The sequence below is a fragment of the Flavobacterium sp. genome (genome assembly GCF_036759525.1).
GTDB lineage: Bacteria > Bacteroidota > Bacteroidia > Flavobacteriales > Flavobacteriaceae > Flavobacterium.
Genome location: NZ_DAIOUN010000004.1, coordinates 15,497 through 37,357, shown reverse-complemented (window position 1 = coordinate 37,357; position 21,861 = coordinate 15,497). Strand labels below are relative to the sequence as shown.

The 21,861-nt window shown below is 36.4% G+C and carries 21 protein-coding genes and 1 other RNA gene; 13 read left to right on the top strand and 9 right to left on the bottom strand.

The window, feature by feature from the left end:
* Positions 1-78 precede the first annotated feature (78 nt).
* Positions 79-780, top strand: a complete 702-nt coding sequence (locus tag V7M80_RS04745; protein WP_333694412.1) for a hypothetical protein — start codon at positions 79-81, stop codon at positions 778-780.
* Here the strand turns inward: V7M80_RS04745 and V7M80_RS04740 are convergent.
* Genes V7M80_RS04740 through V7M80_RS04730 form a run of 3 tightly spaced genes read right to left on the bottom strand, consistent with a single transcriptional unit; the run spans position 777 to position 5,720 of the window.
* The gene (locus V7M80_RS04740) at positions 777-1,502 is read right to left on the bottom strand and encodes a hypothetical protein (RefSeq protein ID WP_333694411.1); all 726 of its coding nucleotides are present in this window, start codon (positions 1,500-1,502) and stop codon (positions 777-779) included. The genes V7M80_RS04745 and V7M80_RS04740 overlap by 4 nt on opposite strands.
* Positions 1,503-1,547: 45 nt before the next feature.
* Positions 1,548-4,013, bottom strand: coding sequence for a TonB-dependent receptor plug domain-containing protein (locus V7M80_RS04735; RefSeq protein ID WP_333694409.1), 2,466 nt, complete (start codon positions 4,011-4,013; stop codon positions 1,548-1,550).
* Positions 4,014-4,022: 9 nt separating this feature from the next.
* Complete coding sequence (locus tag V7M80_RS04730; protein WP_333694407.1) at positions 4,023-5,720, bottom strand: M23 family metallopeptidase; 1,698 nt, start codon at positions 5,718-5,720, stop codon at positions 4,023-4,025.
* Positions 5,721-5,894: 174 nt separating this feature from the next.
* Between V7M80_RS04730 and V7M80_RS04725 the strand changes: the two genes are divergently transcribed.
* From V7M80_RS04725 to rny, 4 genes are all read left to right on the top strand, one after another.
* Positions 5,895-6,185, top strand: a complete 291-nt coding sequence (locus V7M80_RS04725; RefSeq protein ID WP_333694405.1) for a hypothetical protein — start codon at positions 5,895-5,897, stop codon at positions 6,183-6,185.
* A gap of 6 nt (positions 6,186-6,191) precedes the next feature.
* Positions 6,192-6,479: a cell division protein ZapA gene (locus tag V7M80_RS04720; RefSeq protein WP_333694404.1), complete on the top strand. Its 288-nt coding sequence runs from the start codon at positions 6,192-6,194 to the stop codon at positions 6,477-6,479.
* Between the two features lie 58 nt (positions 6,480-6,537).
* Positions 6,538-6,646: non-coding RNA, 6S RNA (ssrS, locus tag V7M80_RS04715), on the top strand.
* Positions 6,647-6,696: 50 nt separating this feature from the next.
* Complete coding sequence (rny, locus tag V7M80_RS04710; protein ID WP_333694402.1) at positions 6,697-8,259, top strand: ribonuclease Y; 1,563 nt, start codon at positions 6,697-6,699, stop codon at positions 8,257-8,259.
* Positions 8,260-8,378: 119 nt separating this feature from the next.
* Here the strand turns inward: rny and xerD are convergent, their stop codons facing one another.
* Entirely contained in the window at positions 8,379-9,275 is an 897-nt protein-coding gene (gene xerD / locus V7M80_RS04705) for a site-specific tyrosine recombinase XerD (RefSeq protein ID WP_333694401.1), read from the bottom strand.
* A gap of 74 nt (positions 9,276-9,349) precedes the next feature.
* The gene (locus tag V7M80_RS04700) at positions 9,350-9,940 is read right to left on the bottom strand and encodes an outer membrane beta-barrel protein (protein WP_333694399.1); all 591 of its coding nucleotides are present in this window, start codon (positions 9,938-9,940) and stop codon (positions 9,350-9,352) included.
* A 422-nt stretch (positions 9,941-10,362) separates the two neighbouring features.
* Between V7M80_RS04700 and V7M80_RS04695 the strand changes: the two genes are divergently transcribed.
* From V7M80_RS04695 to V7M80_RS04685, 3 genes are all read left to right on the top strand, one after another.
* Entirely contained in the window at positions 10,363-10,905 is a 543-nt protein-coding gene (locus V7M80_RS04695; protein ID WP_333694398.1) for a porin family protein, read from the top strand.
* 105 nt (positions 10,906-11,010) lie between these two features.
* Positions 11,011-11,427 carry a type II 3-dehydroquinate dehydratase gene (gene aroQ / locus V7M80_RS04690; protein WP_333694397.1) on the top strand — a complete coding sequence of 139 codons (417 nt, stop codon included), beginning with the start codon at positions 11,011-11,013 and terminating at the stop codon, positions 11,425-11,427.
* A 25-nt stretch (positions 11,428-11,452) separates the two neighbouring features.
* The gene (locus V7M80_RS04685; protein WP_333694395.1) at positions 11,453-13,936 is read left to right on the top strand and encodes a DUF5686 and carboxypeptidase regulatory-like domain-containing protein; all 2,484 of its coding nucleotides are present in this window, start codon (positions 11,453-11,455) and stop codon (positions 13,934-13,936) included.
* Between the two features lie 41 nt (positions 13,937-13,977).
* Here the strand turns inward: V7M80_RS04685 and murA are convergent, their stop codons facing one another.
* From murA to V7M80_RS04670, 3 genes are read right to left on the bottom strand one after another with little or no spacing between them, the layout of a single operon-like run.
* Positions 13,978-15,288 carry a UDP-N-acetylglucosamine 1-carboxyvinyltransferase gene (gene murA, locus V7M80_RS04680; RefSeq protein WP_333694394.1) on the bottom strand — a complete coding sequence of 437 codons (1,311 nt, stop codon included), beginning with the start codon at positions 15,286-15,288 and terminating at the stop codon, positions 13,978-13,980.
* Between the two features lie 15 nt (positions 15,289-15,303).
* On the bottom strand, positions 15,304-16,005 hold the full coding sequence (locus V7M80_RS04675) for a DUF4290 domain-containing protein (protein ID WP_333694392.1): 702 nt from the start codon (positions 16,003-16,005) through the stop codon (positions 15,304-15,306).
* An 11-nt stretch (positions 16,006-16,016) separates the two neighbouring features.
* Positions 16,017-16,301 carry a DUF493 family protein gene (locus V7M80_RS04670; RefSeq protein ID WP_333694390.1) on the bottom strand — a complete coding sequence of 95 codons (285 nt, stop codon included), beginning with the start codon at positions 16,299-16,301 and terminating at the stop codon, positions 16,017-16,019.
* 212 nt (positions 16,302-16,513) lie between these two features.
* Here V7M80_RS04670 and V7M80_RS04665 point away from each other — a divergent pair, with 212 nt between their 5' ends.
* The 5 genes from V7M80_RS04665 to V7M80_RS04645 all read left to right on the top strand — a co-directional run bounded on the left by V7M80_RS04665 (position 16,514) and on the right by V7M80_RS04645 (position 21,032).
* Positions 16,514-17,053 (top strand): ATP-binding protein, encoded by a 540-nt coding sequence (locus V7M80_RS04665; protein ID WP_333694388.1) that lies wholly within the window; start codon positions 16,514-16,516, stop codon positions 17,051-17,053.
* 2 nt (positions 17,054-17,055) lie between these two features.
* The gene (locus V7M80_RS04660; RefSeq protein ID WP_333694386.1) at positions 17,056-18,948 is read left to right on the top strand and encodes a RecQ family ATP-dependent DNA helicase; all 1,893 of its coding nucleotides are present in this window, start codon (positions 17,056-17,058) and stop codon (positions 18,946-18,948) included.
* A complete protein-coding gene (gene fmt, locus V7M80_RS04655; RefSeq protein WP_333694385.1) occupies positions 18,949-19,896 on the top strand; it encodes a methionyl-tRNA formyltransferase in 948 nt (315 codons plus the stop codon).
* A gap of 181 nt (positions 19,897-20,077) precedes the next feature.
* Complete coding sequence (locus V7M80_RS04650; RefSeq protein WP_112084759.1) at positions 20,078-20,350, top strand: HU family DNA-binding protein; 273 nt, start codon at positions 20,078-20,080, stop codon at positions 20,348-20,350.
* 121 nt (positions 20,351-20,471) lie between these two features.
* Positions 20,472-21,032 (top strand): YqgE/AlgH family protein, encoded by a 561-nt coding sequence (locus V7M80_RS04645; protein WP_333694378.1) that lies wholly within the window; start codon positions 20,472-20,474, stop codon positions 21,030-21,032.
* Here V7M80_RS04645 and V7M80_RS04640 read toward each other — a convergent pair.
* Positions 21,024-21,854: an aminotransferase class IV gene (locus tag V7M80_RS04640; RefSeq protein ID WP_333694376.1), complete on the bottom strand. Its 831-nt coding sequence runs from the start codon at positions 21,852-21,854 to the stop codon at positions 21,024-21,026. The two genes, V7M80_RS04645 and V7M80_RS04640, sit on opposite strands and share 9 nt — an antisense overlap.
* Positions 21,855-21,861 lie beyond the last annotated feature (7 nt).

Below are 21,861 nucleotides of genomic sequence, written 5' to 3'. Positions count from 1 at the left end.
GGTGAATGGTAATGGGTTATGGGTAATGGGTTATTGGAAAACTCAAAATCTGAAAATCGAATAATTTAAGAATCAAAAATGTACATACACAATCCAAACATTATTCTTCCGGAAGACCCAAACACCATCGTTTGGAAATATTTGGATTTGTCTAAATTTTTGGATTTGTTGTTATCTAAAAAGTTATTCATGTCACGGTCTGACAAATTTGAAGACCAATACGAAGGAACATTTAGCGAACCCACTTATGAAGAAATTCGAAAAATAGCCGAAAACAATCCAAAGTTTTTGGATTACTACAAATCGCATCGCGAAAAAATTGTAATTAGCAGTTGGCACATCAACGAGTACGAATCGTTTGCGATGTGGCAAATTTTCACCAAAAACAACGAAGGATTAGCCATTCAATCCACTGTTAAACGATTACAAGAAGCCTTAAAACCCGAAAGGAATACAGAACAATACATTGGCGAAGTCAACTATATCGACTATAAAAAAGAACACATTCCTTTTGACGATACCTTTTTCCCGTTTCTGTTTAAGCGAAAAAGCTTTCAATACGAAAGAGAAATTCGCATCATTTCGGATGTTACGTCCAACAATATATCTATTAATGATGGTTTAAAAATTGACGTCGATATTCATCAATTAATTGAACGAATTTACATTCACCCCAAATCTGAAAACTGGTACAAAAACTTGGTCATTCAGTTGATGGAACAACTCGGATTTAATTTTACAATAGAAAAATCCGATTTAGAAAGTGATATTTTGATTTAATTAAACGGTTTGTATTCGTTTAATTTCCATTCTTTATCCAATAAATCTACAAAGTAATAGAACACCGCATCGTCTTTGTCAAAATCTCCGTTTTTATTGGTATCTTGAATGGTTCTAAAATAAAGTCGGTTTTTTACCTCAAGCACATTCCAATCAATCAATTCTTGATAATCCGGAGTTAATTTAGAGAAATTTTGTCCTGAGATTTCGCTTATGTAAAGTGACTTAATATCGTTTGAATCCAATTTTCCATCTTTATTGGTGTCTAAATCGGAGAGTGTATAAATCAAGATTTGTTTTTTGGTTTTATCAGCCAATTTATTCAAATAAGTAGCCGTTTGAATAACAACAGGTTTGTCAGATAAGGGTTTGGTTTGAATCGAATCAGTATGCTGAAAATATATATTTTCTAAAAAACCGGTTATTTCAAAACGATTGTAATTGGATACCGAATAACTGATTTTATTGGCATTAGACGAACCATAGCTGGATTTGGATCTTCCTTCATAAACTCGCACATCACCTATAGGATGTAAAAAATAGGATGTGCCCTCCATATGAACAGGTAAATCGGCAATTTTTATTTTTACCGAATCGGGTTTAGGGTCCGATTTAGGCATAGGCTCCTCATAAATTACTTTGGGCTTTTCAGGCTCTTGATCTTTACAACTTACCAAAAGCAATAAAAAACAACCTAATACATATTTGAAATGCTGAATCATATCATTTGAAATTTAACCAAAGATATAAAATTTACAACTTTGCTACTATAGTCGGGCCGTTAATTTAAGATTAAAAACTCGAGTTGTCATGTAATTGGGAACACCGTATTGCGTTTTAGTGTATACATCGCGAACCCAAGTATTGGTTATCGCATTTTGATTGTTAAACAAATTGAAAATTTCTAAACCAACTGCTAAATCTTTAAATTTCTTCAACCAATGCCCATCGGGTCTTTCATCGTTCATTTCTGTCAAAACATACGAAAAACCTACATCTGCTCTTCTGTAATCTCGAAGTCGCAATTGATATTCATACGGATCTGCATAGGAAGGGGAACCTCCGGGTAATCCGGTATTGTAAACTAAGTTCAAATAGAGCTTCATACTAGGCAAAGTAGGAATATAATCCTGAAATAAAATAGCAAACTTTAGTCTTTGGTCTGTTGGACGAGCTATAAAACCTTGATTTTTGTAATTTTCCTCAGTTCGCATATACCCAAAAGTAAACCAAGACTCCGTTCCCGGTACAAATTCACCGTTCAATCGGGCATCAAAACCATATACATAGGCTTCGGCATCATTATCGGCACGATACCGAATTCGAACATTATCAAGTGTATACGTATTCACATCTGACAAACTCTTATAATAAGCTTCACTCACCAACTTAAATGGGCGGTTCCACATTTTAAAACTATAATCGTTACCCAAAACCAAATGAATTGATTGCTGAGCTTTAACATCGGGGTTCACAAACCCATCAAATCCGCGTAATTCTCTGTAAAAAGGAGGTTGATGGTAAAATCCGCCCGACAATCGGAAAAGAACATCTTTTTTCCACTGTGGTTTTAAGGCAATTTGAGCTCTGGGACTCCAAACCAATTGACTGGTTTGCTCTGTATTTCTGCCCGAAACGGACCACTGATGGAATCGAACTCCCGCATTCATCCACAACTCATGAACTCCCAATTTGGTTTTCATACTCCATTGTGTATATCCAGAATAACGATCAAGGGTATTAAAATTTGTAGCTCGTACACTTTGATAAGGAACTAAGGGTCCTACATAAGGATTGTAGGGTTGATCATTTACCGGAAAATCTCGAGGTGGATTAATCGAAAAGCCCGCCGAATCTATGACCTCCCACTCTACTACTCGGTCTCGAATATCTTCGCGAGTACCTTTAATACCCCACTCCCAAGTAGATTTTTTCAATTTATGAAAACCTTTCAATTCGACATTTACAATCAAAGCATCCAAATCGTTTCGAGCATGATTCAATTGGGTACCAATACCGCGAGTAAAACGAACATCTCCAAAAGTCTCAGAACCAATATTTCCATCTACTTCACCTAAAAAATAAGCCGCAAAAATATCAAAATACTCTTGCTCTTGGGTGTGATATGCCGATGTGATTAACTTTAAACTACTGTTTTCAGATACATCATAAACCACTTTAAAAGCTCCAAAAAGGGTTTGGTATTGATTCTTTTCTCTACCATCGTAAAAAACCTGTAACGCAATAGGCTCATCTATAGTTCCAAAATTGGTTTGTCTGGACAAAGGTTCGTATTGGTATTTGTTTTGAGAAATATTCCCCAAAAATCCAAATTGCCATTGCCTATTGGGTGTGAAGGTTAAATAGGTTTGTACATCTGCAAAAGTGGGTCTGAAATTCGACTCGGTTTCCTGACTGTTTACCAACAAACTGTTATCTCGGTAACGAACACCGGTTATATTGGCCCATTTCTGATTTTTACTTACACCTTCAACAGCCAAACTACCACCTAAGAAACTAGCCTCAGCCGAAGCACCAAAACGGGTAGGAATTCGATAGGTAATATCCAATACTGAAGACATCTTATCTCCAAACTTCGATTGAAAACCACCTGCTGAAAAATCAACATTTTCAACCATATCGGTATTGGTAAAGCTCAATCCTTCTTGCTGTCCGGAACGTATAAGAAAAGGTCGATAAACTTCTATCTCATTTACATAAACCAAATTTTCATCAAAATTGCCCCCTCTAACCGAATACTGTGTACTCAACTCATTATTCGAATTAACTCCGGGAGCCAATTTTAGAATGTTTTCAACTCCGGCATTGGCACTGGGTATTTTTCGAATTACGGCCGGATCTATAGAAGTAATACCTGTAGCTCTTTTTCGATTTCCGGCTGTTACAACCACTTCATCTAAGGTTTCTTCAATTTCATTCATTCGTAAATTGTACTCAAAATCTTCATTGGGCTTGAGTAAAATTTTTAAAGTGGCAGGTTTGAATGAAACATGTTCAAACACCAAAACAAGATTTTCATTTGCGGGAACAGTAATCACATAAAATCCGTTTGCGTTTGTTGTTGCCCCTTTATCTTTACATTTTAGGGTTACGCCTTCTATTGGATTGTTATTTTTATCTAATACAATTCCTTTTATTCGAGCCGTTTGGGCTTCAGACACTAGGGCCGTTAAAAGAAACAACCAAGTAAATAGTATAAATTTAGTTTTCAAAGGGATGAATTAAGGTTTCTGACTTCTAAAAAAATGCGTCTCAAATATAGTTGAATTTCCGACATTATCTGTAACTTCTAATTTTAATTCATTTCGTCCCTCTACTACAACACCATCCGAAAAGTCATGTATCAAAGTTTGTGTCTTGAAATCATAATCAAACAAAACCCATTGACCATTAATAAAACCTTGGTAGGTCTTTATACCGGATAACGCATCTGAAATAGTAAAAATAAGTTTCTTATCTTTAGTCATCCACTTGCCCGGCTCAATATTTACAGGTTTCACAATAGGGGCAACTTTATCATTTTCAAGATAAAACAAACCTAAATTTCGGGTCCAAGTTGTAAATGAACCATTTTTGTATTTTGTGGCATTGTACATAATCTTCGAACCAACTTTGGTTGCCAAAAAATAATAGTGCCGTTCAGACTCGGGAATCGAATCATTAAAATAGGATACCGAAAAGTTAGAATGAACTGCAACCGAATCATCATGCAACTGTAGAGTTTGATTGACTACATTAAATTTCAGGTAAAAATTTTCATAAAATGTATTTTCAGGAAAATAAACCGAAAATCCGTTTTTTTCATACCTGTATTCTTTCTCTGATTTGATATAATAAGGGGTCTGAGTAGTGTTTTTAGGTATACTAACGGCTTGATTACTGTATTTAAAAGGAAGGGTAACACTCACTTTGTTTCCGTGAAAATCTGTAAGTTCTAGTTGGTAAAGCAAAGTTACATTAGGTTCAATTTTTAAAATTCCATTGGTTTTAGATTTTGCAATCAAACTTAGCGGATAAGGCTTGGTGTAAAACAAACGCTGTACTCTTTGATTCATTTTTTTATATCTAAAATAATCCAAATAGGCATTGATATATCGGGTTTCATCATACGAAAAGGTGGTAAAATCTACTTCAAAAGAAGGAGCTCCATTTACGGTAGCTTTCAATTTAAAAAGTCCATTTTTACCATAACTGTGGTCCGAAACATCATAAGCGTGCACCCCCACACCTATTTCACCACGAGCCCCAATGGAAGAGGCCATATAGGTGCCGTCTTTTTGTTTGGTTATGGGTATTGCAACCGGTTGTTGAGATTGGTTTACAACCGCATCATCACTCAAAGGATAAACAAGGATATCAGCTACTACAGGGGGTTTGGTATCAATTACCATTTGGTCAAGACCAAAATAAAACGGATTTATAATCTTTTCGGTTTGCGTATCTCGATATTCAAAATGCAAATGAGGACCACCCGATCCTCCGGTATTTCCTGACAAAGCTATTTGTTGCCCTTTTTGAACCGGCAAATCACCGGGTTTCAAAAACAAATCCAATTCAAATTGTTGCATTTCATAATGCTTTTGTTTCAAAAAAGCAGCGATAACCGGACTCATTTCCAACAAATGACCATATACCGATGTATACCCATTAGGATGTGTAATGTACAATGCCTTACCATAACCAAAAGCAGAGATCTTAATTCGAGATACATATCCGTCTGCAGTTGCATAAACCGGCAAGCCCTCCTTTTGCTGTGTTCTGAAATCCAAACCGGAATGAAAATGATTGGAACGCAATTCTCCAAAACTACCCGATAAACTTAGCGGTATATCCAGTGGAGATCTAAAATAATCAGAAGGATAAGGGGATTGAGAATGCCCTACTGCGGCAACAAAAAGAAAAAAAAGAAATTGTCTCATGGCTTATATTTTTGCTAATATAAAAAAAGAACGTAAAAGATTTTCCTTTATTGGATACAAATCCATCTTTTGTATACCGTTTTGTTCCGATAGATTTCAAAAAAAAAATAAATTATTTGTGAGAGTCGAATAGGATACCTAACTTTGTGAATCGTGAAATGAATACTTGCTCCTATGAGTGAAATGGTAGAAATTGTTGATTCTCTTGAAGCTAAGATTCTAAAACTTATAAATAAAATAAAAGTTTTAGAAGAAAAAGCCCATCAATTGAAGTACGAATTACAAGTTTCTAATCAAAATCTGGAAAAAAAAGCGGTAGAATTAGACCACTTACAAAAACAGTTTGAAACACTCAAAATAGCAAATTCATTATTAGGCAGTGACGAAAATAAAAGAGAAACAAAGCTAAAAATAAATTCATTAATTCGGGAAATTGATTACTGTATTGCACAATTATCCGACTAATACAACATGAACGAAAAGCTTAAAATCAAGATATCAATTGCAGACCGAGTTTACCCTCTAACGGTAGACCCTAGTCAAGAAGAAGGACTTAGAAGTGCTTCCAAAAAAATTGATATGATGATTAAACAATTTGAGCAAAATTACGCCGTTCGGGACAAACAAGATGTATTAGCCATGTGTGCCCTGCAGTTCGCCTCTCAAGTAGAACAAAAACAAATTGAGAAGTCCGAAGACCATGAAGAATCATTGAATAGACTAAAAAAAATCAATGAAGATTTAGCCAATTATCTATAACAAACCACGTTCTTACACATAAATTAAGATACTGCCTACATTAGTTTCTATTTGATAAACTCAACACTAACAATTTAGAATGAGCAAATCATCATTACTATAGCATGCCCATCTTGTAGTGGGATCCTTGAACAATGAGTTAGCTCAAAACTTGTCTTTACGAGTTTATACAATCTCCTAATGTAGGCTTTTTTTATATATAAACCTAAAAACAAAAATGGACATTACACTTATTATTATCTCAGGAATTGTAGGCATTGCAGCCGGTTTCGCCATCGCAAAAGTGATCGAAAAAAGCAATGTTTCAAACCTTATAAAAAACGCAAAAAAAGAAGCAGCTTCTATCTTGAAAGATGCCAAAATTGAAGCGGAAAACATTAAAAAAGACAAATTACTTCAAGCAAAAGAGAAGTTCTTGGAACTGAAATCTGAACATGAAAAAGAAATCTTATCCAAAGACAAAAAAATAGCTGAAGTTGAAAAAAGAACACGAGATAAAGAATCTCAAGTTTCTAACGAATTGGCCAAAGCCAAAAAATCTGCCGAGGATTTCGAATCCAAAATCAACGATTACAACAACCGTATTGAAGTTCTGGAAAAAAAACAAATCGAACTCGACAGACTACACAAAAGTCAAGTAGAACAATTGGAAGTGATTTCCGGTCTTTCTGCCGAAGAAGCCAAAGAACAACTGGTAGAAAGCCTTAAAGCCGAAGCCAAAACAAAAGCCATGGCTCACATTCAAGAAACCCTTGAAGAAGCTAAATTAACGGCTCAACAAGAAGCCAAAAAAGTAATCATTAACACAATTCAACGTGTAGGAACCGAAGAAGCTGTTGAAAATTGTGTTTCCGTTTTCAACATTGAATCAGACGATGTGAAAGGGAGAATTATTGGCCGTGAAGGAAGAAACATCCGAGCTTTAGAGGCAGCTACAGGTGTAGAAATCATCGTTGACGATACGCCCGAAGCTATTATTCTCTCTTGTTTTGATCCGGTAAGAAGAGAAATCGCTCGTTTGGCTTTACACAAATTGGTTACAGACGGCCGTATTCACCCGGCTCGTATTGAAGAAGTTGTTGCCAAAACAACCAAGCAAATTGATGATGAAATTATTGAAGTAGGAAAACGAACCGTTATCGATTTAGGAATTCACGGTTTACACCCCGAACTTATTAAAGTGGTAGGACGTATGAAATACCGCTCTTCCTATGGTCAAAACTTATTGCAACACTCCAGAGAAGTAGCCAAACTTTGTGGAATAATGGCTGCAGAATTGGGATTAAACGTGAAATTGGCCAAACGTGCCGGATTACTTCACGATATTGGTAAAGTTCCTGAAACCGAAAGCGAATTACCACACGCTATCTTAGGTATGCAATGGGCTGAGAAATACGGTGAAAAAGAAGAAGTTTGCAACGCTATTGGTGCTCACCACGATGAAATTGAAATGAAATATTTGATTTCACCAATCATCCAAGTTTGTGATGCTATTTCAGGTGCCAGACCGGGTGCCAGAAGACAAGTTCTAGATTCCTACATCCAACGTTTGAAAGATTTGGAATCTATAGCTTTTGGTTTCAACGGAGTAAAAAGTGCCTATGCCATCCAAGCCGGTAGAGAATTACGAGTTATTGTAGAAAGCGAAAAAGTTTCTGATGAACAAGCCGCAAAACTTTCTTTTGAAGTATCGCAAAAAATTCAAACCGAAATGACCTATCCAGGGCAAGTAAAAATCACCGTGATTCGTGAAACCAGAGCGGTGAATATTGCAAAATAAGCAAAGATTCTATAGCCGTTTTTGAAATTCGATTACTATAAATTCAATTACTATGACTTGCAGTAATGCAAGTCATTTTTTATTACAGCCGATTTCAAAAAAGTTAAGTCCGCAAATAATTACTTTCTAGGATGAAACTGATGAACTACTTGGGTTAAGTGTTTACGGTCCAAATGCACATAGACTTCTGTAGTGGTAATAGATTCGTGACCGAGCATCAATTGAATGGAACGCAAATCGGCTCCATTTTCTAATAAATGTGTAGCAAAAGAATGTCGGAAAGTATGCGGACTAATGGATTTTGACAAACCAATGGAAACTGCTAAATTTTTTAAAATTGTAAAAACCATAGCTCGAGTAAGCTGTTTTCCTCTGCGATTTAAAAACAAGGTATCTTCAAAACCTTTTTGAATGGGAAGATGAGCCCGCACTGTAGTACGATAAATCGTAATGTATTTTAAAGCGGTTGAGCCAATAGGTACAAATCGTTGCTTATTTCCTTTACCGGTAATTTTGACAAATCCTTCTTCGGGAAACAAATCAGATATTTTAAGGGTAACCAACTCGGAAACCCGTAATCCACAACCGTATAAAACTTCCAATAGGGCCCGATTGCGTTCTCCTTCGTCTTTAGACAAATCTATGGCTCCAATTAAAGCGTCAATCTCTGCCACCGAAAGGGTATCCGGTAATTTCCTACCTATTTTAGGCGATTCAATCAAATCCATGGGATTATCGGTTCTAAAATCCTCAAAAAGTAAATAGGTGAAAAAACTCTTTAATCCCGAGATGATTCGGGCTTGAGAACGGGGATTGACTTCTTTTGAAATCTCATATATAAATTGTTGAAGCGTAGCTTCGCCAATTGAAATGGGATGGTCTCTACAGTGATTTTCTTCTAAAAATCGAACCAAACGCATCAAATCAAAAGTATAATTTGCAATCGTATTGGCAGACAAACTCCGCTCAATTTTGAGATAATCTTGAAAACTTTTGATATAAAAAGACCAGTTCATAAAGCAAATTACGGAAATTATTTCATAAAAAAAACCACGCCGAAGCGTGGTTTATAAAATAAAAAAACTTTGAATTAGAATTTGTAGATCAAACCAAAGTTAATTGAACTTAAATCAACATTTAAACCAAAAGTATTAGTTTTGTCTGCACCATTACCTCCGTTATCATCTGTATTATATCCTAATCCAGCCCAACCTGCTTCGATAGCCCAGTTACTAGAAAGAAAATAGTTAACACCAATACCAGCATTAACTCCAAATGTTTTAGATTTAGTCTCAGCTGGACCAACTTCTGTTTTGAAAGAACCAATTCCTACAGCTAATTCTCCAAAAACTGAGAATTTTGAAGCTGGTGTCATGTAATAACGACCAAAAGCTTCAACACCAAACCCGTTCATTTTTGTCTCAGCTGAACCATTTTCATTTTTTTCAGACATGATACCTAATCTACCTCCTAATGCTATGTTTTCTGTTAAGAAAAAACCAACAGCTGGAGAAAATTCAAAACCATTTGATTTTAAATCACCTGTTTTTTCAGATGAAAAACCAAAACTTCCTGATACAAACACATCTCCTTTAGCAAAACCACCATCGGTAGTAGACTCTTGTGCGTTAGCAAAACTAAATGCAAATACTGCAGCTAATGATAAAATAATTTTTTTCATGTTTAATTGTTTTAGAATTAATATAAACAAATTTATAAAATATTTAGACGTGTAAAACATCTTCCTTTGGAGTTATTAACAAAATTGTTGATAACTCTAAATATCCCAAATCGGCTTTTAATTACTTAATTCACAAGCTTTAAACTGAAATAAAAACCTAATACAAGCAACTACTTTGTTAAAAAGTCTTAGCAAGAACCCAATTTAATACACCTAAAATAAAACAAAATCACTTCAAAATGTTAGTTTTTTACTACATAAATTACAAAAAAGCATCTTATTATACCCTTTTGTACTAATTATTCTACAGACAAAATAGAAAACATTCTATCAAATAACACAATAATTCCTATATTTGAGTGTTATTTAAGATGTATACATGTGATAAAAAAACAATAGTAAACTTAATTAAATTAAAAAACATGAAAAAAGCAATCGTTTTAATGGCATTTTGTTTGATTGGATTTTCTCAAGCTAATGCACAAATGGTAAAATTTGGAGTTAAAGCCGGAGCCAACTTTGCAAGTCTTGACGGTGACGATTTGAGTGGATTAGACACTTATACCAGCTTTCACTTTGGAGCTATCGTTGAATTTAAAATTTTTGAAAACTTTTCTATTCAACCGGAACTTTTATATTCATCACAAGGAGCTAAGGTCAATAGCGTGGCACTAAACGACATCAATTACAATTACATTACAGTACCGGCTTTGGCCAAATTTTATTTGATATCAAACAAGCTGAGCTTGGAGGCCGGTCCACAATTCTCTTTTTTGATTGACGATAATGTGAAAGACCAATTTGAAACTAAATCTTTCGACTTTGGTGCTGTTGGAGGATTAGGATTTCAAATTACAGAAAATATTTTTGCTCAAGCTCGCTATGTCGTAGGACTTACCGATACCAGTAGCGATGCCGAAATTAAAAACAGAGTTATCCAAGTTTCTTTAGGATACCGTTTTTAAGCTTACTAAATAAACATTACAAAAGCCTTCTTTAGAGAAGGCTTTTTTTTAGCCTATGCATAAGAGTTACAAGTTATTTCCTATTTTTACGAAAACAAATAGAATATGAAAATAGCTATTATTAATGGCCCTAATCTGAATCTTTTAGGAACTCGTGAACCCGAAGTTTACGGCAGCACTTCATTTGACAACTACTTTAAAGAACTCCAAGAAAAATTCCCAAACATTGAATTGAGTTATTTTCAAAGCAATATAGAAGGTGAAATCATCTCCAAAATTCAAGAGGTTGGTTTTTCATACCACGGCATTGTTCTCAATGCAGCAGCTTACAGCCACACTTCGGTAGGCATTGCCGATGCGGTAAAAGCTATTCAAACTCCGGTTGTTGAAGTTCATATTTCCAATACTTTTGCCAGAGAAGATTTTAGACACCATTCTTATATTTCCAAAAATGCTCAGGGTATAATTATTGGAATGGGACTCAAAGGTTACCAACTGGCTATTGCATCTTTCTTACCCTAATTCAAAAATTCCAGAAAACCATTCTATGAAAAAACATGTACTCCTAGCTCTTTTGATTTGGGCTTACTCACTTAATGCACAAATCAAAGGCTCTGTAACCGACCCAAACGGAAATCCCATTCCTTTTGTTAATATTTATATCGAAAACACCTATTTTGGGACAACGTCAAATGAGCAAGGCAAATACGAATTGGTCATTCCGAATTCAGAAAAACAGCCTTTCCATATCATTTTCCAATATTTGGGCTACAAAACTCAAAAGATTACCATAACAGCTACCCAATTTCCCTATTATTTAGACGTAAAACTACAGGAGGAAAATTACAATCTGAAAGAAGTAGTTGTAAGTTCCAAAGACAATCCGGCCCATGCTATCATTCGGAATGCTATAGCTCACAAAACTAAAAACAGTGAGAAAACAGCCCGCTTTACTGCCGATTTTTATTCCAGAGGAATATTTCGCCTTAAAAATGCACCAAAAAAAATATTGGGAAAAGAAGTGGGTGACTTCAATGGAGCTTTAGACTCTACAGGTTCCGGAATACTCTACCTCTCCGAAACCGTTTCAAAAATTACTTTTGAAAAGCCCAACAAACTGAAAGAAAACATTATCGCTTCCAAAATTAGTGGAAACGATAACGGTTTCAGTTACAATACCGCTCAAGCTACATCCTATGATTTTTATGAAAACAATGTAGAATGGGGCATTAACATGATTTCTCCCATTGCCGACAATGCCTTTTTTTACTACAAATTCAATCTCGAAGGTACCTTTTACGATGAAAATAACAATCTTATAAATAAAATTAAAATTACTCCAAAACGAGATGCAGAACCGGTTTTTGAAGGATATCTGTATATTGTAGAGGACTCTTGGGCAATTTACGGTATGGATTTGGAAACCAAAGGATACCGCATGAAAGAAGATTTTGTTAATACAATGAACATCAAACAAAATTTCAGTTACAACAAAAACAACGGAATTTGGGCAAAAAACACCCAAAGCATTGCTTTTGATGCGGGAGCATTTGGCATAACATTTACCGGAAAATTTACCTATGTTTACAGCAATTACGAATTTAAAAATGCCTTTGATAAGAAAACCTTTACGCGAGAAATTTTACGTTTTGAAGAAAAGGCAAACCTTAAAGATACGACCTTTTGGAATCGCAACAGACCCGTTCCGTTAACCGAAGAAGAAAGTCTGGATTACATCAAGAAAGACAGTTTACAAACTTTAAGAAAGTCTCAAAAATACCTTGACTCACTGGACTTAAAAAGAAATAAATTCGGTTGGTCTCAAATAATTACGGGGTACAGCTACTCCAATTCTTTCAAAAACTGGAGAATCAATTACGATGGGATACTCACATCTGCTCAATTCAATACCGTACAAGGTTGGAATCTTTCAACCGGAATTTCCTACTCCAAACGCGACGAAAAAACCCGTAAATTCTCGGTTGTTGGCACACAAGTAACCTACGGTTTTGCTGAAGAGAAATGGCGAGCTACCGCATATTACAACACCCGAATTAGTTCTAAAAACAACAGTTTCTTTAGTTTATCCGGGGGGAGTAAAACAGAACAATTTAACCCAAACAATCCCATTAGCGATCTGATAAACACCGTGAGCACCCTGTTCTTTAAAGATAATTATGCTAAGTTTTATGAAAAAAACTTCATCAAGACCGGTTACCAACAAGAACTAATAAATGGTCTTTACCTAAGCACTTCGCTGGAATATAGCGAACGAAAACCCTTGCAAAATACAACTGACCAAACTTGGTTTCAAAAACAAAAACCCTATACCTCCAACAATCCCTTAAACCCAACGGTTGAAGGTTCTATTCCTTTTGAAAAACACAACCTAATTAAATTCAACTTGAATAGCCGAATCAATTGGGGTCAAAAATACCTGTCAAGACCCGATGGAAAATTCAACATCCCCAACTCTGACTATCCTACCCTTTGGCTGGGTTATGAAATAGGGTTTGCCGGAAACGAGGATCAATGGAATTACAGTTTGATTATGTCTCGACTTTTTTATGAAAAAACACTGGGTAACAAAGGGACATTAGCTCTTAATCTTAAAGCCGGTAAATTTTTTAATGCCGAAACTATTTCCTTTGCAGATTTCAAACACTTCAACGGCAATCAAACCCGAATAGGAACTTCTGAGGCTTACCTTTCTGTTTTTAATCTTATGCCGTATTACCAATACAGCACCAACAATCAATATTTTGAAACCCATCTGGAGCACAACTTTGAAGGATACATTATGAATAAAATTCCGCTGTTAAACAAGTTAAAATCTACCTTGGTTTTAGGGTACCATCAACTCGCAATTCCGGACACAAAACCCTATCAGGAGTTTACTATTGGTCTGGACAAATTAGGCTTTGGGAAATTTAAAGTGTTGCGTTTAGACTATAGTAGAAGTTACAGTGGCTCTCACTTTAACGGTGACGGAATCATCATAGGTTTGAAATTTCTAAATATTATAAACTAAAAAAAGAGTCACCAAGGTGACTCTTTTTTTATACACAGGTTTTAAACCCGAACAATGTGAGCTCCAATAGCTCTCAAACGTTCGTCTATGCGTTCATAACCTCTGTCAATTTGTTCAATATTTTGAATGGTGCTGGTTCCTTTGGCAGATAATGCCGCTATCAAAAGTGATATACCGGCTCTGATATCCGGAGACGACATGGTTGTAGCTTTCAATTGCGATTTGAAATTATGACCAATAACAACCGCTCGGTGTGGATCACACAAAATAATTTTAGCTCCCATATCTATCAATTTATCAACAAAGAATAATCGACTTTCAAACATTTTCTGGTGAATCAACACATCGCCTTTGGCTTGTGTGGCTACTACCAAAACGATACTCAATAAGTCAGGAGTAAAACCCGGCCAAGGAGCATCGGCTATGGTCAAAATAGAACCATCAATATCTGTTTTTACTTCATAACCGTCTTTGTGTTCCGGTATATAAATATCATCTCCTCTGCGTTCTAATGTAATGCCCAACTTTCGGAAAACTGTTGGAATAACACCTAAATTTTCCCAACTCACATTTTTTATAGTAATTTCACTACGCGTCATGGCAGCCAAGCCAATCCAACTTCCTATTTCTATCATATCCGGCAAAATACGGTGGGTACATCCCCCTAGCGATTCAACCCCTTCAATAGTAAGTAAGTTAGAACCCACACCGGTAATTTGGGCTCCCATCGAATTGAGCATTTTACACAATTGTTGCAAATAAGGCTCACAAGCTGCATTGTAAATAGTGGTGGTACCTTCGGCCAAAACGGCTGCCATTACAATATTTGCCGTTCCGGTTACCGAAGCTTCGTCCAACAACATGTAGGTGCCTTTCAAACGTCCGGTACGCTCAACGCCGTAAAAATGATCCTCTCGATTGTATCTAAATTGAGCCCCTAGATTAATAAAGCCCTCAAAATGAGTATCCAAACGACGTCTTCCTATTTTGTCACCACCCGGTTTAGGGATATACCCTTTTCCAAATCGAGCCAAAAGCGGACCTACAATCATGATAGAACCGCGTAATGAGCCTCCTTCTTTTTTAAAAGCCTCCGTTTCTAAATAACCCACATTTACTTCATCTGCTTGGAACGTAATAGAACCCGGGCCGTTTTTTTGCATTTTAACACCCAAATTTCCCAATAGCGTAATCAGTTTGTTTACATCTATAATATCAGGTATGTTGGTAATAGTTACTTTTTCAGGAGTTAACAATACTGTGCATAAAATCTGCAAGGCTTCATTTTTGGCTCCTTGTGGATGGATTTCACCTTGCAAACGATGACCTCCTTCTATTTTAAATGTTCCCATATTTTACTAATGTGGTTATTTTGAATTGTTATTTTTGGTAAAAGGCTTTATCTTGTTTTTATTTTTTTTGTTGGATTGATTCTTTTGAATAACCGGTGTATTTTTATTGGATAACTTTTTATTCGTTCGCATCAAATCAGATGTATTCAAAAGCTCTTCACTACTTTGATGTAAATTAATTCTCCCATCCGAAAGTTCCAATAAGTGATCAAAAATGGCTTGATCGTCTACGGTATCTTTATTCCAACTCAAATAGGATTTTTTCATGTGATTGGCAATCACCTTGATCAAGGCACTTTTCAATTCTCCCTCTTCCCAACTATTGGCCACATCTATCATATACTTGATATTGTTTCCGTAATAGCGGTATTTCGGATTCTTTTGCGGATAATCCAATCGTTCCGGTTTCAAATTGATAACCTCTCGCGTGGGTGTAGGATAAGGACTGTCTACATCCAATTTAAAATCGGACATAATGAATAATTGATCCCATAATTTATGCTGAAAATCCGGTACATCTCGCAAATGCGGATTCAGACTTCCCATAACTTTAATAATGTATCGAGCCGCTTTATTGCGTTCTTCGCGATCGGCAATTAAAGTAGCCTGATCGATTAATTTTTGTAGATGTCTTCCATATTCGGGAATCATCAAATGCGGTCGCTCGGCATTGTATTCCAATAAATGTACCACATCTTGTGCGTTTAATTTCTGCATCGTATTGAATATTACAGTGAAATAATTCCCTCTATAGTAGAAACTTCTTGGTATTTGGCCACCACATGCTCCGGACTCAACATGCTTACATTTACGGAAACACTTGTAAATTTTCCGGTACGAGACTGAGTGGTATGGATTACAGCACCCATATTGTTAAATGCATCCTCTACAGCCAAAATCTTGGTAGCATCTGTAGGAACAATAAATTTATACAAATACAACGTAGGCCATTCTGATGTGGTGCGTAGTTCTTCTTTTAATCTTTCGTAAAATTCTTCCGTCCTTTTATCCATGATTCGTCTTATTACAGGCAAATATACAGCATTGCAATTTATATTTACACATTATATCCGAATTTTAGAATTTTTAAGAGCACCAGCTTAACCCCTTACCAATTCGACAGACTCACAAAACCAAACAACACCAAAATCTATTTCTGATTTTAAGTTCTAAAGTTTGTATTTAAACCCAAGAATTCTCTAAATTTGCCCCTTAATTTTTTAGTTTGAGTAAAGATATCATAGTCATAACCGGAGGACCGGGAACCGGAAAAACAACTATCATCGAGGGATTAATAGAAAAAGGATATACGTGTTTTCCCGAAATTTCCCGTGAAATAATCAACGAAGCCCGCAAACAGGGAATCGAACAATTGTTTCTGGAAAATCCTTTGCTCTTTAGTGAACTCCTTCTTGAAGGCCGAAAAAAACAATACACCGCAGCTCTGGAACACCCCAACCCCATACTTTTTCTAGATAGAGGCATTCCCGATATTTTGGCCTACATGCATTACATTGGCGATAGTTATCCGTCCTTTTTTGAAGAGGAATGTCGTAGCAACACGTACACAAAAGTTTTTTTGCTCCCCCCTTGGGAAGAAATTTACAAATGCGATGAAGAACGCTATGAAAACTTTGAACAAGCCAACCTTATTTTCAACCACCTGAAAGAAACTTACCAATCCTTTGGGTACAAGCTTATTGAAGTTCCAAAAGATACGCTAGATAACAGAATTCTTTTTATCTTAGAGGCCATATCCAAATAAAAATGGTAAACGCCGAATCTGTTTTAAAAAAATACTGGGGATACGATTCGTTTAGAACCCCTCAAAAAGAAATTATTGAAAGCATCCTCAGTGGCCAAGACACCCTTGGAATAATGCCTACCGGTGGAGGAAAATCTATTGCATTTCAAGTTCCGGCCCTTCTCAAACCGGGTATATGTTTGGTAATCTCTCCGCTTATTGCTTTAATGAAAGATCAAGTAGATAATTTGATGAAACGCAACATCAAAGCTATGGCTCTAACCGGTGGATTAACCCTAGATGAAACCCTAATTTTACTGGACAATTGCCAATACGGAAACTATAAATTTTTGTATCTGTCTCCCGAAAGATTGCAACAAGAATGGGTAATCGAAAAACTAAAAAACCTTCCCATTGAACTTATTGCCATCGACGAAGCTCATTGTGTTTCGCAATGGGGACACGATTTCAGACCGGCCTATCTAAAAATAGTTCGCCTTAAAGAATACTTTCCTAAAGTACCATTTGTAGCAGTTACCGCAACCGCTACGCCAAAAGTAAAAGAAGATATCGTGCAATTATTACAATTGCAGCAACCTAAAGTATTTCAAGTTTCGTTTGAAAGACCCAATCTTTCCTATTGGGTTCACAAAACTACAGACAAAATTTACTTTTTAGAACACTGGCTTACCCAAAATCCCGAACCCGCCATAATTTATGTCCGCAACCGAAAAGCGTGTCATGAAGTTTCTCATACACTAAAACAGTTGGGTTTTAAAGCCCAATTTTACCACGGCGGCTTACCGGCAAAAGACAAAATCAAAAACATGGAAAGCTGGATGCGAGAAGAAAGTCGCATCATGGTAGCTACCAATGCTTTTGGTATGGGAATAGACAAAGCCAATGTAAAAACAGTGATTCACATTCAACTTCCAGAAAATTTAGAGAATTATTACCAAGAAGCCGGTAGAGCCGGAAGAAATGGAAATCCGGCCTTTGCCATTCTGCTTTTGGGAGAAAATGATGAGGAACAAATGAAGAATCAGTTTTTAGCCAGCCTTCCGGATAAAGACTTCCTCAATTGGGTTTTCAAAAAACTTTGCAACTACCTTCAAATTGCTTATGGCGAAGGCCTCGAAGAACTTTTTACAATCCATTTAAATCATTTTTGCAGCCAATACCAACTCCCGGTAGCTAAAACTTTTGCGGCCATTCAATTTTTAGACCGACAAGGCATACTCACATTTACTCAAGAATATTCAGAAAAAATGACGGTTCAATTTTTGGCCGAAAGTAAAGAGATTATTCGTTACATGAGTATGAATCCAAACGATGAAGAAATTATACTCACACTTTTGCGATCTTATCCGGGATTATACGAAATGCCTATTGCTGTAAATACAGCATGGGTGGCTCAAAAAAACAATACAACCGAAGATGAAGTTTTTCAAGTATTGGAACGTCTCAAACAAAGAGAACTGGTAGATTATACTTCCAAAGGGAACGATGCTTCCATCCGTTTTCATGAAATTCGGGAAGACGAACGTACCATAAATAGAGTTAGCAAATACCTTGAAGCCCAAAACGAAAACAAAAAAAACAAAGTTAAACAGGTTTTGCGGTATGTTTCTAACACCGAAATTTGTAAAAACAAATTATTGTTGCATTATTTTGGGGAAGAAACCAATCAAAATTGCGGTCAATGCAGCACGTGTTTGTCGCAAAAGAAAAAAAACAACCATTGGTCAACCCGGGAAAAAGAGATACTTTTGTTCTTAGAAAAAAATCCGGCTTCTTCCCGAACTATTCAAAAAGAACTAAACCTTACGGATGACGAATTGATTTCGGTTTTACAAATTTTGTTGGAAAAAGAAAAAATAGAAATTTTGCCCAATGGCAACTACAAGTGCTTATAAATGGAAAAATTAAGAATTGTATTCATGGGAACCCCACACTTTGCAGTGGGAATTTTGGATGCTTTAGTACAAAACAATTGCAACGTAGTGGGTGTTATCACTGCTCCGGATAAACCTGCCGGTCGAGGTATGAAACTCAACACCTCTGCTGTAAAAGACTATGCCGTAGAACACCAACTCAAACTTTTACAACCTACAAACTTAAAAGACGAATCGTTTTTGAAAGAATTAAAAAGTTTAGAAGCGAATTGTCAGGTCGTGGTGGCTTTTCGTATGTTGCCGGAAGCCGTTTGGAAAATGCCCCAATGGGGAACCTTCAATTTACATGCATCGCTATTGCCTCAATACCGGGGTGCAGCTCCCATAAACTGGGCTATTATCAATGGAGAAACCCGAACCGGTGTAACTACCTTTTTTATTGACGAACACATTGATACCGGTGCCATTATATTAGCCAAGGAAACTTCAATAGAACCTCATGAAACAGCAGGTGAATTGCATGACAAACTTATGCTTTTGGGACAAGAAGCTGTTATAGAAACCCTACATTTAATAGCCAACCATAAAGCATTTCCACAAAAACAAGAAGATACCCCAACGCTAAAAATGGCACACAAACTCCATAGAGAAAACTGTCAAATAAATTGGAATGCAGCAGGAGAAGAAATTTACAACCTCATCCGGGGACTTTCACCCTACCCTACCGCTTGGACAACATTTAAAGACGGCAACCAAGAATGGAGCGTAAAAATTTACAAAGCCCAATGGGAACCGCTTCAACATAGCCATACAACGGGAACGGTATGTACTACCAAAAAAGAAATGAAAATAGCCGTAAAAGAAGGATACCTCAACGTTGAAGAATTGCAATTCCCAGGTAAAAAGAAAATGAAGACAGCCGAATTACTCAACGGAATGACCTTTTCTGAACACACAAAAGCAGTCTGAGGCATTGAAAACACTGAAAAAGCATCGATAAATAGCAACTTTTTAGCGTCCTTATCAACAAAAACACGCAAGTTATCAACAAAAACAACGAAAACTAGTGAAAATGCTTGCTCGGTAAGGAAATCCTATTAAATTTGTTATAATTAACTTTATGTTTAACCAACAATTAATAACTATTATTATGAACAAATCAGAATTAATCGATGCTATCGCTGCAGATGCAGGAATTACTAAAGCAGCTGCTAAATTAGCTTTAGAATCATTTTTAGGAAACGTAGGAGCTACTTTGAAAAAAGGAGGTAGAGTTTCATTAGTAGGTTTTGGATCTTGGTCAGTATCTAAAAGAGCTGCAAGAGACGGTAGAAATCCACAAACTGGAAAGACAATCAAAATTGCTGCTAAAAACGTAGTAAAATTCAAAGCTGGTGCTGAATTAGAAGGTACTGTAAACTAATCTGATTGCAACCATATAAAAGAAGTCTTCCTCAAAAAGGAAGACTTTTTTTTCACTTTTACGTTAAAATATTTGGTTTATTTGGAACTATTTTGTTAAATTTATTCAAAATTGCCCATAAATGATATCAGAAAAAATCAATAAAGGTCATTTACTTATCGCCGAACCTTCCATTTTGGGCGATATTTCTTTTAACAGATCTGTAATTCTACTGGCCGATCACAACACCGAAGGTTCTGTAGGTTTTATTCTCAACAAACCTTTACCTTATACCTTAATGGATTTGGTTCCCGAAATCGAATCCTCGTTTACCATTTACAACGGCGGACCGGTTGAACAAGACAATTTGTATTTTATTCACACCATTCCCGATTTGATTCCGGATAGTATTGAAATTTCCAATGGTATTTATTGGGGCGGTAATTTTGATACCACACGAGATTTGATAAACGAAGGTCGGATTGCTAAAGACTCCATTCGGTTTTTCTTAGGCTATACCGGTTGGGATGCCCACCAACTCGAACAAGAGATGAACGCCAACTCTTGGATTTTAATTGAAAATATTTACAAACAAACCATTCTCAAAAAATCCTCTGCCGATTTTTGGAAAGACCAAATTAAAGAACTGGGAGGCGATTACCTCATATGGTCCAACGCTCCGGAAAATCCGATGTTAAACTAAATTGGCATTGAGCAAAGCCACCAATTGTGCCGCCACCGTATGCGAATAAGATTTCTTACGGTATTGCGTAATAGGCTGTATCCCCACAATCACATTGGTTAAAAACAATTCATCTGCTTTTTGTAAATCAAACGGAGAAATCTCCTGCTCTACAACCTCCAAATGCTCTATTTTTGAGGCCAACTTCAAAATTTGTTTTCTCATAATGCCCTGCAAACAGCCCTCTGTTACAGGAGGTGTCACCAAGCGGTTTCCGGACAACATAAATACATTCCCAGAAATTCCTTCTACTATATTCTTGGATTCATTGAGCAACAAACACGATTGGTAACCGTTTTCGGAAGCATAAATGCCCGCCAATACCGAAATCATTTTATTGGTTGTCTTTAAGGTACTCAATAAATGCTTTGGCAAATAAAAATCTTTGTACAACTCAACTTCATAAGGTGCGGTAGCCAATTCATAGGCTTGAGAAGCTAGTGCTGTGGCCGAGAGCAAATACCCAACGTTTCGGGTTTGCGGAGTGTAATACCCGCCATCCTCACGGTAAACAGTAAGGCGTACACGGGCCGATGACTTGAGGTTATTGGCCTCCAAAACGTGCACTACCTCTTGTTCTAAAAATTCTAGAGTAAACGACATGGGGATGACCATACGAAGCAATCGCATAGAAGCCATTAGCCGAAAATAATGATCTTCCCAATAAAGAATTTTACCATCTACCACTTTTAAAGTTTCAAATACAGCATCGCCGTATAAAAAACCTCTATTATGAACCAAAGCCTCTGTAGGTTCTTGCAATGTTCCGTTCCAATTTATCATAAAAAAA

Bases quoted from the DNA above. Each gene is read 5' to 3' on its own strand.
- V7M80_RS04670 (WP_333694390.1), bottom strand. From the start codon at position 16,301: ATGGATAAAAGGACGGAAGAATTTTACGAAAGATTAAAAGAAGAACTA.
- rny (WP_333694402.1), top strand. From the start codon at position 6,697: ATGGACATTACACTTATTATTATCTCAGGAATTGTAGGCATTGCAGCC.
- murA (WP_333694394.1), bottom strand. From the start codon at position 15,288: ATGGGAACATTTAAAATAGAAGGAGGTCATCGTTTGCAAGGTGAAATC.
- V7M80_RS04730 (WP_333694407.1), bottom strand. From the start codon at position 5,720: ATGAGACAATTTCTTTTTTTTCTTTTTGTTGCCGCAGTAGGGCATTCT.
- V7M80_RS04650 (WP_112084759.1), top strand. From the start codon at position 20,078: ATGAACAAATCAGAATTAATCGATGCTATCGCTGCAGATGCAGGAATT.
- V7M80_RS04685 (WP_333694395.1), top strand. From the start codon at position 11,453: ATGAAAAAACATGTACTCCTAGCTCTTTTGATTTGGGCTTACTCACTT.
- V7M80_RS04675 (WP_333694392.1), bottom strand. From the start codon at position 16,005: ATGCAGAAATTAAACGCACAAGATGTGGTACATTTATTGGAATACAAT.
- V7M80_RS04695 (WP_333694398.1), top strand. From the start codon at position 10,363: ATGAAAAAAGCAATCGTTTTAATGGCATTTTGTTTGATTGGATTTTCT.
- aroQ (WP_333694397.1), top strand. From the start codon at position 11,011: ATGAAAATAGCTATTATTAATGGCCCTAATCTGAATCTTTTAGGAACT.
- V7M80_RS04660 (WP_333694386.1), top strand. From the start codon at position 17,056: ATGGTAAACGCCGAATCTGTTTTAAAAAAATACTGGGGATACGATTCG.
- V7M80_RS04720 (WP_333694404.1), top strand. From the start codon at position 6,192: ATGAACGAAAAGCTTAAAATCAAGATATCAATTGCAGACCGAGTTTAC.
- V7M80_RS04645 (WP_333694378.1), top strand. From the start codon at position 20,472: ATGATATCAGAAAAAATCAATAAAGGTCATTTACTTATCGCCGAACCT.
- V7M80_RS04725 (WP_333694405.1), top strand. From the start codon at position 5,895: ATGAGTGAAATGGTAGAAATTGTTGATTCTCTTGAAGCTAAGATTCTA.
- fmt (WP_333694385.1), top strand. From the start codon at position 18,949: ATGGAAAAATTAAGAATTGTATTCATGGGAACCCCACACTTTGCAGTG.
- V7M80_RS04700 (WP_333694399.1), bottom strand. From the start codon at position 9,940: ATGAAAAAAATTATTTTATCATTAGCTGCAGTATTTGCATTTAGTTTT.
- V7M80_RS04745 (WP_333694412.1), top strand. From the start codon at position 79: ATGTACATACACAATCCAAACATTATTCTTCCGGAAGACCCAAACACC.
- V7M80_RS04640 (WP_333694376.1), bottom strand. From the start codon at position 21,854: ATGATAAATTGGAACGGAACATTGCAAGAACCTACAGAGGCTTTGGTT.
- V7M80_RS04740 (WP_333694411.1), bottom strand. From the start codon at position 1,502: ATGATTCAGCATTTCAAATATGTATTAGGTTGTTTTTTATTGCTTTTG.
- xerD (WP_333694401.1), bottom strand. From the start codon at position 9,275: ATGAACTGGTCTTTTTATATCAAAAGTTTTCAAGATTATCTCAAAATT.